The following is a 12,440-nucleotide window of genomic DNA, read 5'->3' as shown; positions in this document are numbered from 1 at the left end:
TTTATTCCTAAAGCGTGTCGCAATTTATCGTATTCAATCGACACGCTTTATCTTTTTGTTTTTACGCATGTCGTTATCGGAAAACCGGTTCCCACTTTTCCGCGACATGCTTTAGCTTATTAATCAACAGGCTGAAAAGTCTGTCGATTTTTTTGTGGCTACATGTAAAGTTGCTTCCAACATCATTTGAGAATAGCAGGGAATGATACCAGATATGGAAATGTTGAAGCTTGTGGCGCTGGATGAGGAAGATTTGCAGGTCCTGTCCGCCCATCTTCAGGATGCGGTTCTGAAAGTATCAGACCTGCAATATCTGGCGGCGGATAAGCGCTTTGTACTCACGCTGAACCGTTTTGCGTGGGAAGAAGCCAAGCCAAAGCTGTTCCGCAAGCCGCAATATCAGCGTCGCCGCACCGCTTTGCATTTTAACCGTGTCACGGCGGTCAAAGGCAGCGGTATCGACCGGCAGAAGTCGGAAGAGGTTCTTTCGCTGCTGGCTATCCGTTTTATCGCCAGTGAAGCACCAGCCGGAACTTTGGAACTGACATTCTCGGCAAATGCCGCTATCCGTCTCGATGTAGAATGCATTGAAGCGCAGCTGACAGATCTTGGCCCCGCATGGGAAACCGCTTCGGTGCCAAAACACGAAGCCTGATTGCCGCTTTGACTTAAGGGCTTTGCCCAGAATAAAAATTAAAGGAATACCAGCGTGGCCACGACGCTCAGACAAAACGATCCCGATTTTGAACAGCAATTTGCAGCTTTCCTCACAGGCAAGCGCGAGGTTTCTGAAGATGTTGATCGTGCTGCGCGCGAAATCGTTGATCGTGTGCGCCGCGAAGGCGATGCTGCGCTGATCGAATATTCGCTTCGTTTCGACCGCATTGATCTGAACAAAACCGGCATTCGTATAACGGAAGCTGAAGTCGATGCGGCTTTTGACGAAGCCCCTGCCTCGACCATCGAAGCATTGAAGCTTGCGCATGAGCGCATTGAAAAGCACCATGCGCGTCAGCTACCGAAAGATGACCGCTATACCGATGCGCTTGGCGTTGAACTCGGTTCACGCTGGACTGCAATTGAAGCGGTCGGCCTTTATGTTCCGGGCGGCACAGCAAGCTATCCAAGCTCGGTTCTAATGAATGCCGTGCCTGCAAAGGTTGCAGGTTGCGAGCGCATCGTGATGGTCGTCCCCTCGCCTGATGGTAAGCTCAATCCGCTGGTCCTGGTGGCAGCGCGTCTTGCCGGTGTTTCGGAAATCTATCGTGTTGGTGGTGCGCAGGCTGTTGCGGCACTCGCCTATGGCACAGAGACCATCGCCCCGGTTGCAAAGATCGTTGGCCCCGGCAACGCATTCGTGGCCGCAGCCAAGCGCATCGTATTTGGCACTGTCGGCATCGACATGATTGCCGGACCATCGGAAGTTCTGGTGATTGCCGACAAGGATAACAATCCAGACTGGCTGGCTGCTGACATTCTGGCGCAGGCTGAACATGACACGGCTGCGCAATCTATCCTGATGACCAATGATGAGCCTTTCGCAAAGGCTGTCGAAGAAGCCGTCGAACGTCAGCTCAAAACTTTGCCGCGCGCTGAAACAGCCGCCGCTAGCTGGCGCGATTTTGGTGCGGTCATTCTGGTTGATGATTTTGAAGCGGCCATTCCACTAGCCAACCGGATTGCTGCCGAGCATTTGGAGATCGCCACCGCTGACCCCGAAACGCTTTTGCCAAAAATCCGCAATGCCGGTTCAATCTTTATCGGCGCTTATACGCCAGAAGTGATCGGCGATTATGTCGGCGGATGTAACCACGTTCTGCCAACCGCACGTTCGGCACGGTTCTCGTCTGGTCTGTCGGTTCTGGATTATATGAAGCGCACCTCGCTTCTAAAACTCGGCCCCGATCAGCTGCGCGCACTCGGGCCAGCAGCCATCGAAATCGCCCGTGCCGAAGGCCTTGATGCTCACGCACAATCCGTCGCCATACGGCTTAATCTATGAGGGATCATGACCGCTGGCGTTCCTAATGCCCGATTGATCGACATCGAGCTGGATGAGTCCATCGGCCGCTCGACGCCTGATGTCGAGCATGAACGCGCGGTCGCGATTTTTGATCTGGTTGAAGAAAACGCATTCTGCCCAGTCGGCGACGATTTAGGCGGACCCTACAAGCTCAAACTGTCGCTGATGGAATCACGTCTGATTTTTTTGATCATGCGCGAAAGCGGCGACACTGTCGCGACTCACATTCTATCGCTCACTCCGCTTCGCCGTGTAGTGCGAGATTATTTCATGGTCTGCGAAAGCTATTATGAAGCGATCCGTTCCGCCAGCCCCAGCAAGATTGAAGCCATCGATATGGGACGGCGCGGTCTGCACAATGAAGGATCGCAAGTTCTGCAAACCCGCTTGAACGGCAAAATCGAAGTCGACTTCACAACCGCACGGCGGCTTTTCACGCTCGTCTGCGTGCTGCACTGGCGGGGCTGATCCTTGATGCCGATTGAGGACATGATTACAGCACCGGAAGAGATTGAGGCCGCCAAACGACCAACTTCAGTGCTTTTTGTCTGCGGAAAAAACGCGATCCGCTCGCCGATTGCTGAACTTCTTGCCAGAAAACTGTTGCCGTCCAATATGTTCATTGCTTCCGCAGGTGTGCAGCGCGGGGAACGTGATCCCTTTGTCGATGCGGTGCTTGTTGAAGAAGGTCTGTCACTGGATGATCGTCAGCCACGCGGGCTTGAAGAACTGGCAGATGGTTATTTCGACCTGATCATTACACTGACCCCGCTTGCACATCACACGGTGCTTGAAAAAATGCGTGGCTTTTCAGTCGATGTGGAATATTGGCCCACACCTGACCCAACGCTTGTGACAGGCAGCCGCGAGCAGATCATGAATGCTTATCGCGATGTTAGGGACCGCTTAAAGCGCCAAATTACACAGCGTTTGGCCCCAAATTAACAGCGCCCGAGGCTAATCCAATTCCGTTGTTCACAAATGCCGTCTAATCATATAGGTTCCGGCCAAATTTAAAGCTATGGCCCGGTTTTGGGCCAATTTATCGTAGAAAGAAATAGGTATCGTATGCCGAAAGAAGAAGTCCTAGAGTTTCCAGGTGTTGTTACGGAACTGCTGCCAAACGCAATGTTCCGCGTAAAGCTCGAAAACGACCACGAAATTATTGCTCACACGGCTGGCCGTATGCGTAAGAACCGCATCCGCGTTCTCGCAGGCGACAAGGTTCTGGTTGAAATGACCCCTTACGACCTGACCAAAGGCCGTATTACCTATCGCTTCAAGTAAGTCTCAACTCGCTTTTCAGGAAAACTGGTGTCTATGAGCGCGCAACATAAGCTGGTTCTTGCCTCCGGCTCTCCCCGCAGGATTGAGCTTCTGGGGCAAGTCGGCATTGAGCCAGATCATATTCAGCCGGCTGACATTGACGAAACGCCTGAGCGCGCGGAACATCCGCGTTCGCTCGCGCGTCGTCTTGCGCGTGAGAAGGCAAAGGCGGCACAGGCACAATTGCAGGGTGATGAAAACCTCGCCAATGCTTTTGTTCTGGCAGCTGATACGGTTGTAGCTGTAGGACGTCGCGTTCTGCCAAAAGCGGAAATCACCGACGAGGCGCGGGAATGCCTGCGTCTTCTGTCGGGGCGCACGCATAAGGTGTTTACCGGGGTCTGCGTAATCCTGCCCAATGGTAACCTACGCCAGACGCTTGTTGAAACGCGCCTGCGTTTTGAACGTCTGACGCGCAAACAGATCGACGCCTATCTCGCCTCTGGCGAATGGCGCGGCAAGGCTGGCGGCTATGCCATTCAGGGGCTTGCTGGCAGCTTCGTGGTCAAGCTGGTTGGCTCTTACAGCAATGTTGTGGGACTGCCGCTTCAGGAAGTTGTAAGCCTGCTGGCTGACGGTGACTATCCGGTTTATGCAAACTGGGAAAGCGGCAAGGTCTGAGATTTCTATGAGTGATAAGAAAGACATATCAACAGCACCGGACGCGCGCGTAACACCGTTGCGCCCGACACGCCCCTGCCCTGAATGCAGCAAGCCGTCGGCTCGCGATTCTTATCCGTTCTGTTCGCCGCGTTGTAAAAGCATTGATCTCAATCGTTGGCTTTCGGGAAGCTATGTCATTCCCGGAAAAACGATTGAGGAAGAAGAAGAAAACGACAACTGATACTTTTCTATGAGTGATTTCCACAATCAAATCGGTGCTTTAGCGCGTTTATAAGAAATCTTATAAAAAGTGCGATAGGGTGCTGGACAGCGCGAAATTTAATGCTATAACGCACCCACTTCCGGCGGACACCAACACCGCCACTAAGTGAGAGATCACTGACAGGATGCCCGGATAGCTCAGTTGGTAGAGCAGCGGATTGAAAATCCGCGTGTCGGCGGTTCAAATCCGTCTCCGGGCACCACTAAGCTCTTCAAAAATAAGAGTTTTCTTTCTTCTCTTTGATCTGGCAAACTATGGAAATATGTTAGCACAGTGCTAGCACAGTGTCCTAAATTGCTCTTTCCTTTCAATGCAGCCCGTGCTGACCCCATCCGGCGTTAGCACAGTTTTAGTGCATCCCTGCTAGCAGCGTAACGCATGTTCTCGGGGGCGTATCATGAAGCAATCTAAACTACCATTTACTCTATTCCAGCGATACGGTTCGCGCAGTTGGAACGTCCGCTTTTCGCTGGGCGGCAAGCAGATTCGAAAATCGCTTGAAACAGACAACGAGCATGAAGCGCAGCGTCGTGCTTACGAGATTTGGGGCGAAGCAAGCTATCGTGTGAAGAACGGGCTTACAGCGAGTGTAAAGACATTTTCTGCATTCGCAGAGGAGTTTATCGAACTCATCAAACAAGAATCAGAGCGCGGTGAGCGAAGCCAATATCACCCACGCGACTGGCCTCCGGTTATTAATCGTTATCTTGTCGGTTTCTTTGGTGACAAGCCAATCGACACCATCAAAGAACCAGATATCGAACGCTACAAGGAATGGCGTCGCACCTATTGGATAACGGGCCCCGGCAAGGATACTCAGTACATTCACTATGAGCGAAATGGCAGACTTTTGCGCCGTTCCGCACGGCATGAAGTTCCCAGCGTCAGTAGGCAGCGCGGTGAATTGGTGATTGTACGCGCACTGTTTGAGCAATCCATGAAGTTGGGGTATTCGCCCAAGCTTGAAATCACGGACATCAAAGTGCGGAAAACTGTTGACAACAATCGTCCCAGTTTCACGCCGGAAGAATATGCGCGCCTCATCGAAACGAGTCTGACACGCATTTGTCCTGACCCTAGCAGCAAATCCCGCCAAAATATGCACGTCATTGCAGACCGGGTAAAACTGCATTCATACATGGAGATCGCCGCAGGTTCAGGGCTTCGCCCAACCGAAATGAAGAACCTTAACTGGGGGCATGTTGTAGGTTTCAAAGAAGTTCGCTCAAAAGCTCTGGAGGAGCAGGACGTACGTTTACAGGTTCAAGGTAAGAGCAAATATGGGAATGTCGTGCCACATCTGACAATCATCCCATCGCTGCACATGCTTTGGGACTTATTTGAACGCGAAGTTGGCAGATCGCCGATAGATAGCGATCCCGTCTTCGCTGATGCAAAAGGTGTTCGCGTTGCCTCGTTTAAAAAGGGGTTTGCCGAACTTTTGAAAGCATGCGGTCTTGAGGAAGACTATCGTGGTGTCGCACGCACTACTTACTCTTTACGCCACTATTATATCTCTGAAATGATTGCGAAGGGCGTCAAAGTATATGACGTAGCGAGAAACACCCGCACATCAATTACCATGATCGACAAACACTATGGGCAAGTTAATGTTGAACGCCTTAAAGATAAGCTGAGACCGGACCACGCCAAATGGTAAAAGGGGGTGCCTACACGCATGGACATGCCAGCATTGGTCGGGCGAAACTTCGCCCGCATTCGGCAGGTAAAAGGACTGACGCAAAAGCAAATCGCGCTGCAATCAGGGTTTAGCGTCCAATACCTTAGCGGCCTTGAACAAGGACGCAAAAACCCGACCATTGAAAGCGTTTATGCGCTAGCGCAAGCTCTCGGCGTTAGCCATGTAGACTTGTTAATGCCGACGGATTTTTGATGGAAGCGCGGGTATGAAGCTAATCGTTTAATCGAAATTCGCTTATTTGCCTAAGTGTACTGCCTCATCATCAGGTAAGACAAGATCAACGTGACTGACGCCAAGCGCTTGAGCGAGTTCATACAAGGTCACAATCGTTGGGTTGCGCCGCCCGCGCTCCAAGTCACTCAAATATTGTTGGCTAAAGCCGGAACGCTCCTCAACTTGTTCTTGCGTAAGGTTTTTCTCCCGACGAAGACGAGCAAAGTTCCGACCGACAAGTGTGCGCATATCCATGCGTTCATCGTTGCCACTTTACATACTTTAAGAGTATCAACTATAGTATGTGAGTCGAATTTGAGGCGTTTGTTTGGCGATGTGGAACATGCGGCCTGTGAAACGCATATTGAGCAAGCAGGGCAACGAGCAAACAAATGTATGATCCCGACGAGCCGCAAAGCCCATTTTCGATATACGAGGACTGCTCGTTTCCCGCCAGAACTTACGCCGATCTTGAAGCGTCCGTGAGCCTTCTTTTGCTGGATCCAGGCTGCACAACTGCAGATATTCTCGCCACTGTATATTCGGCCTTGTCTGAGCCGACAGGGCCTATGCTTGCTGCCGGAGCAGAATATATGAAGAGCGATAAAACACTCACAGGTCATAAGTGCTGGCAAATTATGCTGGAGAAATCACCAATCATTCGTACGCACCACCGTTATTAGGTTTGATGCGACAAGGACGATCCCAAGCAAATCGACTTGTGTCGTATCGACCATCAAACGAATTCTTCGCTCGCCCTTTTGGCACGCGGCTGTATCCGGGACGAAACAACTTGGTTTCGGAAAGGATTACAGAATGTCCCATCTCAAGGCGCTTAAGCTTGTAACTGCGGCTCCCGCACGAACGAACGACCCTGTTTTGCGATCACGAGAAAAAATGATCGCGGCACTCTCCGAGCAGAAACTAATGGTCGCTGCAACACTTGAAGGTCGCAAGTATCACACCTTCCGCAAAGTTTGGCGCACGAATGCGGAAGGGCAGAAGGTTCAGACGGAAGCACTGCGCCGCGTACGTCAGGGCTGGTTTGAAGACCTGATGGGCAAGACATTTTTCGTTCTGCGCTATGCAGGCAAGACGATTGAAATCGCCAAGGACAAAAATGCTATCGAGGTCAGCGAGTTGAAGGCACTGCCTGCGATCCTCGATACCTTGATCGAAGCTGTTCGCGCCGGTGAGCTTGACACGCAACTGGCTGCTGCATCGGCAGAACGCAAGAAGCAGTTACACAAAGTCGAATAACAGCGCAGATAACTTTGCTGTTTTCAAACCCCATGGGATCAGTATGATCCCATGGGGTTTGTCTTTTCAGCGATCACCACAGAGCGCCAACGGCAAGCGTTTATCTTCGGGTGCAGCCTTGTGTTTACATGGCCTTCTTCGCACTCCTTGACGCCTCTCTGCTTCGTAACGATAGCAATGAAGCAGCTCCGCAAAAGTTTGTTCAAACAAACTTTTATCAACGCCTCATACTGCCGGTCGAAACGCCATCGCGCTGAGCGAGAGCAATGCTATTCAGACGCTCTTTCAGACTTATGACATTTCCGGCAAATTTAGATGACCGGCCAACATCAAATGCTTCTTGGTTCCAAAATTCTTCACTCTCGTCTTTTGTCCAGTTAGTATCCTGTAGTATATTATTATACACAACACTTCCCACATATATCCCATGAGCATTATCCAATTGAACACCAACGGCATATTGCTCTTCACAGACAGACAAATCCCTATCCATATCCCTTTGAGTATATGTGACTTTCTCTTCGTTCTCTTGCTTTTCACCTGTGGAGCCAATTCGAAAGCGGAGCGACTGAAAGCCTGATCTTTCCTCACATAACCAAACTACGTATGCGCGAATATCTTCTGGCGACCACCAGTTACGTGTAATAGATGCCTCTTGATCGGCTTCAATGAAGTCTTGTGCATCGGGCTTTTTATAGTCGGCCTCAATGCGAAATTTCAGGCAATAGCGAACGATATTCTGAATATTCGTACCCACACTGCGGCTGTCTCTAAAAGGCTGAATATCCACCTGATATTTCGCTGTATGCGTTTCTTTGCGTAATGCGCTGGCTACTTCTTCCGTTGTCAGCTTTCCCTTGCGAATTATCGCATGGAGATGAGGGCGCCAGATTGTTTTGGACGGTGTTTCAATCAAAGGAAAGTCGAGTCCCTCGAGAGCAATGCGAGTATTGCGACCGCTGCGTTCAAAATCGTCGAAGCTCATGCGGTCTATTTCCCACCAGCCCAGCAATTCAAACTCTGCCCAGCGCTCATCTTTCTTACGTTGACGATCAACAAATGTCCGAAGGCGACGCTTTTCGTTTTCCAACAACCGCGTCATGTCGCTGAAATCCAGCTGGACCGGCAGCAATATGGTCGCGAACGCCAAGTCGTCATTGTTCGCACCGACGAATATCTTCTTGATCGCCTTAGCTGTTTGTGCTGTGCGCTCTCGCATATGACAACGCGGGCACAGAGGAACACCGCAATAATAGAGATTGTGCGACTGACTGACTTCACCACAGCAATCCATCCGCGCGCGAAGTCCATGCCTTTCGGGAAGAGCCGCTTTCACCATTTGCCGTTGCGCCTCATTTCCCGGGCTTAGATATTTTATCAGTCGGCGTTCATGACGAGTGAACGCGCCTTTTGTCATCATGTCTGCACGAAGTTGTTCCATTTCTGTTTTCATTGAAAATTCCTTTCTTAAATATCCTGCTATTTATAAAGCACCATTTTAACACAGCGGCTCCTTTGAATTAAATATAATTTTCAATAGGATAGTCATAATGAAGCTCGTACAAATTTACTCAGCCATGCACCGTGCTGGCCATACAACGTCGCAAATGGAATTCTCAAAAATCTGGCTCGGCCGCAGTCCGCGCTACTATTCGCATTTGCTGGCAACCCACCGAGAGCCGGGGCTGGCAACACTTTGCGGTATCGTGTGGCGATTAGAACGATTTGCCGAGGGACTGCCAACGGAGCAAGCGATAAAACTGCTAGAACTCAAGCATGCGATCAACGCGCATATTGCACATCGATCTATTGTTGATGTTCGTGGTCGGAAATTCCGATAGTTGCCACAGAACCTAATTTGGGAACAGAAAAAACCCGGATTGCTGTTAGGAAACAATCCGGGCTCAAATGGAACCGTGTGCTTAATGCTGTCGTGTTGAGAAGGGCGTCTCCTCCCTTAAACAGCATCTTGCACACATTCTATTTATGCCTTCATGCCCTAAGGGTATGGTAAAGCTTCCCGCCATCAAAAAACCTGTCACCGATATTCGTTGCGATATTGGGCGCGTCTACCTGCCACTGATCTGTTTCTGCGCGATTCAAGGCGACACGCAAGAATGCAACCAATTGCGATTTATGCTGCAAATAACAGTCCCAGTTGCTGGTCCATTCAGATGGATACAAACAATCTTCGGGGTACATTTCCGAATAAGAAAGTCGGTTGGGAGCAATCGGGATTGCGCCGCAAACAAGCCCTTCGTAGAGGCCGATTCCAAGGGTTTCCTGCAAGCTTGCCGAAAACACGGCCACCGCTTCACCAAGCAATCTATGATATTCCGGCTTGGTTAGTTTTTGCTCCTGACAGACACGAAACTCGTAGTCTGGAAACTCAGTTGCCAGATCGCGGAAAATATCGACTTGTTTTTCCGGTGCAATGCGGTGCGGAAAGAGGACGAGTTTGCGCTTTAGCCGGTTTTCGTATGTTGCAAGCATTCCCGGCATGTACTCCATCGGCCAGCCAGTTCTTAAAATTCGGCTATCATCCTGTATCTTGTGAACGTTCTTGAAGAGATCGACATGGAACTGGGTTGCAAACACATTCGCATCAATCGCCTCGTACAACGACCGCTCGAAATGCCGCGCCCATGTAACGTCGGGAATCCGGCCGAGGAAATCATGTGGATCATGGCTGGCAGCGTGCCAGAGAGCAACGGATCGGACAGGAATTTGCAGAAGATCGCTCATATAACGCAGGGCTGTAATTCCGTAATGCCATGCGTCCGTAAATAGAAAGCAATCACCGGCTTTGACTGCCCTTCTTTCAAAGAGGCCTGCAATCTCGGCAATTTGCTGCGACTTGAATATATTCGTCGCTGCAAAATTCAAGAAAGCTCCCGGCGTCGTTTCTTGCCAGTTAGCTGCGCCTTCTATTATGCACACTTGCTCATTTTTAAGCGCATGACGGATTTGCTGCGGTAAATAGTGCGCCCATTCGCCCGTATAGCGCTGCTCATGCCCTTCCAGACCGACAACATATATGGTCATGCTGCCTGTCCTGCTGGCTGCGCACGAAACGTCAGATAGATCCAGAAAATACCTGTACCAATCATCTTGATAACGATGCCCATAACCAACGATGGTACGTCCAGAATGCCAAGTGCATAAAAAAATACGCCTGTATCGACGGGAACGCTGACCAATGATGACAGTAGTATGCGTTGTGCAAATGGGCGCTTGGTGATCGTAAACACCGCCCAATCAGCAAGCTCCGACACAAGAAACGCTGTTGTGCTAGCCACGGCAATGGCGGGACCGGCCAGCCAATAGGTCGCCACGGCGGCAAATGCCATGAAAATTAGCACATAATGGCCAATTGCACGCTGCGCGTAATCCCGGAAAACAAAGACGAAGCCGAACACGAAAATTGCGGGAGGGATGCCTATGCCGGAAATAGAAATTATTGGCAGCCAAACCATCATGAGGTTGCTGAATACAATTGCCACAAAATAGACGGCGGGCCAGAACAAGCGACCACCTACATAGTCAATGGACGATCCAAAGTGATTTTTTGATATCATTATCAAACTCGGTAAAACAAAAACGGATGGAAGATAGAAACGCTTGAATCAATCCTGCGCAAAAGAATCGAGAATGTAAGCGTTCTCTCTGACCAAGCCACGCGGATCGACCATCAAATGCGTATTGGCACTACCCAGCAAAACGGTCTCGATCACCTCGCGTGCAATGCGGAGTCTTGGTGGAACATGGTCTTGAAATCGGTTTTCAGTAAATCCGTGATTAAGTTCTGCAAACGCGTTCAAGTAGGCCTGTACATTGTGGTTCATCAGGATTGAATAGCTGTCACTATCGAGCGCTGAAGCTTTATTAGAGCTAATGCATAGTTCACTGACTTTGACATGATTGCCGACCGCCGTTTGCGCGACGGTATGGTCTTTAGAAACAGGATCGCTCATATAGTCCCGCTTCACGTTAGTCGGACGAACAATTGCTGCACAGAGCTCATTGAGTGTGCGGTGATCGCTCGCTGAACCAGTCTCGGAAATAGACTGGGTTTGGATGCTCACCCCATACTTGTCGATGCGATGGCTGGTGCAAAATTGAAGATTTGCAGCTGAGCGAAATGGACCTGCTGTATCAAAGCTGAGTTCGATTTCCGGATTGATATTACGGATACAATGCAAGAGCACTGTAAATAGATAGGCATTTGCAAGCTTCGATACGCCAAGCACATGTATCCACTTGGCGCGTTCCAGCAATCCATCGTTTTTCATGTCGATCAAACGATTTAGTAGCATGGTGAATGAGCTTTGGTGTACCCCTGCGAAAGCCCAGCCTTCAAGGTCGTAGCCCTTCACTGCATCGTACCACACTTTGCTTTCATGCTCGTTTCGACCTTGAATGACATTCAGTAAGTTCGTCGCTCCCGACTTTCTATGCTTTTTGAAATAATTCAGATTGGTAAGAGATTGTTGTAGGCAAGCGTTGAAGTCGATTGACAGACGGTTTCTCTTCGACGGCCCTGTTAGGTCGTAACCTTCCCTTATCAAGCGCTTCGAATGCGGGGCCATTTTTCCAGTGCTGATGCCTCCAGTCGGAAAATCAAGCGTCATCGAAAAATCAGCATGATCTTCTAACCAACGTAGCATGCGCTCCGTTGTTTTATCTCCTTCGAAGCGAATCGTGCCTTCCTGTATCTGAAAGCCGCCGCTATCTCCGATAATCGTTGTGCCATTACGATCCCGCTCACTAACCGTGCTTTTCTGAAGAGCGGCCCCTTCAGTATCCGCAGCTTGACCCGCGCTATAGAGCGCATACGGATAGTGGAACAGAGAGCTCGCCGGGTTAAGGAAATCGAGATCCGCTTCGGTGAATGAAAAGGATCGTTTCAGCTGCGAGCTATGACCGAACTTCGCAAAGCTTGCAGATAGCGCCGGCATGTAAATTGCATAAGGAGATTGTTTAGAAAGCATCGATAAGCCCGCCCCAAGGTTGTTCGATGAAACCGATTC

At 50.2% G+C, this 12,440-nt stretch carries 17 protein-coding genes and 1 tRNA gene; 13 read left to right on the top strand and 5 right to left on the bottom strand.

The features are described 5' to 3' along the window. Positions 1-214: 214 nt before the first annotated feature. From WH356_RS06845 to WH356_RS06800, 10 genes are all read left to right on the top strand, one after another. Complete coding sequence (locus WH356_RS06845; protein WP_339509427.1) at positions 215-655, top strand: DUF2948 family protein; 441 nt, start codon at positions 215-217, stop codon at positions 653-655. A 54-nt stretch (positions 656-709) separates the two neighbouring features. Next, on the top strand, positions 710-2,002 hold the full coding sequence (gene hisD / locus WH356_RS06840) for a histidinol dehydrogenase (protein WP_339509426.1): 1,293 nt from the start codon (positions 710-712) through the stop codon (positions 2,000-2,002). Between the two features lie 6 nt (positions 2,003-2,008). Continuing rightward, a complete protein-coding gene (locus WH356_RS06835; protein ID WP_339509425.1) occupies positions 2,009-2,491 on the top strand; it encodes a UPF0262 family protein in 483 nt (160 codons plus the stop codon). A 6-nt stretch (positions 2,492-2,497) separates the two neighbouring features. Further along, positions 2,498-2,968 (top strand): arsenate-mycothiol transferase ArsC, encoded by a 471-nt coding sequence (locus WH356_RS06830; protein WP_339509526.1) that lies wholly within the window; start codon positions 2,498-2,500, stop codon positions 2,966-2,968. 123 nt (positions 2,969-3,091) lie between these two features. Further along, a complete protein-coding gene (gene infA / locus WH356_RS06825) occupies positions 3,092-3,310 on the top strand; it encodes a translation initiation factor IF-1 (protein ID WP_007873428.1) in 219 nt (72 codons plus the stop codon). 33 nt (positions 3,311-3,343) lie between these two features. Continuing rightward, on the top strand, positions 3,344-3,970 hold the full coding sequence (locus WH356_RS06820; protein ID WP_339509424.1) for a Maf-like protein: 627 nt from the start codon (positions 3,344-3,346) through the stop codon (positions 3,968-3,970). A 7-nt stretch (positions 3,971-3,977) separates the two neighbouring features. Then, positions 3,978-4,193 carry a DNA gyrase inhibitor YacG gene (gene yacG, locus WH356_RS06815; protein WP_339509423.1) on the top strand — a complete coding sequence of 72 codons (216 nt, stop codon included), beginning with the start codon at positions 3,978-3,980 and terminating at the stop codon, positions 4,191-4,193. Positions 4,194-4,361: 168 nt separating this feature from the next. After that, a tRNA-Phe gene (locus tag WH356_RS06810) sits at positions 4,362-4,437 on the top strand. A gap of 195 nt (positions 4,438-4,632) precedes the next feature. Continuing rightward, entirely contained in the window at positions 4,633-5,895 is a 1,263-nt protein-coding gene (locus WH356_RS06805) for a tyrosine-type recombinase/integrase (protein WP_339509422.1), read from the top strand. 18 nt (positions 5,896-5,913) lie between these two features. After that, entirely contained in the window at positions 5,914-6,129 is a 216-nt protein-coding gene (locus tag WH356_RS06800; protein ID WP_339509421.1) for a helix-turn-helix domain-containing protein, read from the top strand. A gap of 42 nt (positions 6,130-6,171) precedes the next feature. Here WH356_RS06800 and WH356_RS06795 read toward each other — a convergent pair whose 3' ends face one another. Beyond that, positions 6,172-6,405 carry a helix-turn-helix domain-containing protein gene (locus WH356_RS06795; RefSeq protein WP_339509420.1) on the bottom strand — a complete coding sequence of 78 codons (234 nt, stop codon included), beginning with the start codon at positions 6,403-6,405 and terminating at the stop codon, positions 6,172-6,174. Positions 6,406-6,542: 137 nt separating this feature from the next. Between WH356_RS06795 and WH356_RS06790 the strand changes: the two genes are divergently transcribed. Together WH356_RS06790 and WH356_RS06785 are read left to right on the top strand one after the other, a co-directional pair. Beyond that, positions 6,543-6,833 carry a hypothetical protein gene (locus WH356_RS06790; RefSeq protein ID WP_339509419.1) on the top strand — a complete coding sequence of 97 codons (291 nt, stop codon included), beginning with the start codon at positions 6,543-6,545 and terminating at the stop codon, positions 6,831-6,833. A gap of 133 nt (positions 6,834-6,966) precedes the next feature. Continuing rightward, entirely contained in the window at positions 6,967-7,410 is a 444-nt protein-coding gene (locus WH356_RS06785) for a DUF6641 family protein (protein ID WP_339509418.1), read from the top strand. 217 nt (positions 7,411-7,627) lie between these two features. On the opposite strand, the gene WH356_RS06780 is transcribed toward WH356_RS06785, so the two are convergent. After that, positions 7,628-8,863 carry a hypothetical protein gene (locus tag WH356_RS06780; protein WP_339509417.1) on the bottom strand — a complete coding sequence of 412 codons (1,236 nt, stop codon included), beginning with the start codon at positions 8,861-8,863 and terminating at the stop codon, positions 7,628-7,630. A 97-nt stretch (positions 8,864-8,960) separates the two neighbouring features. Between WH356_RS06780 and WH356_RS06775 the strand changes: the two genes are divergently transcribed. After that, positions 8,961-9,251, top strand: a complete 291-nt coding sequence (locus WH356_RS06775; protein WP_339509416.1) for a DUF6626 family protein — start codon at positions 8,961-8,963, stop codon at positions 9,249-9,251. A gap of 151 nt (positions 9,252-9,402) precedes the next feature. On the opposite strand, the gene WH356_RS06770 is transcribed toward WH356_RS06775, so the two are convergent. From WH356_RS06770 to WH356_RS06760, 3 genes are read right to left on the bottom strand one after another with little or no spacing between them, the layout of a single operon-like run. Next, positions 9,403-10,455 carry a hypothetical protein gene (locus tag WH356_RS06770; protein WP_339509415.1) on the bottom strand — a complete coding sequence of 351 codons (1,053 nt, stop codon included), beginning with the start codon at positions 10,453-10,455 and terminating at the stop codon, positions 9,403-9,405. Further along, positions 10,452-10,988 (bottom strand): hypothetical protein, encoded by a 537-nt coding sequence (locus WH356_RS06765; protein ID WP_339509414.1) that lies wholly within the window; start codon positions 10,986-10,988, stop codon positions 10,452-10,454. Before WH356_RS06765 ends, WH356_RS06770 begins: the two co-directional genes overlap by 4 nt. A gap of 48 nt (positions 10,989-11,036) precedes the next feature. After that, the gene (locus WH356_RS06760) at positions 11,037-12,401 is read right to left on the bottom strand and encodes a hypothetical protein (protein ID WP_339509413.1); all 1,365 of its coding nucleotides are present in this window, start codon (positions 12,399-12,401) and stop codon (positions 11,037-11,039) included. Positions 12,402-12,440: the final 39 nt, after the last annotated feature.

It is taken from the genome of Ochrobactrum sp. MYb379 (assembly GCF_037479515.1).
Classification (GTDB): Bacteria; Pseudomonadota; Alphaproteobacteria; order Rhizobiales; family Rhizobiaceae; genus Brucella.
This window is presented reverse-complemented; position numbering and strand designations above follow the sequence as displayed.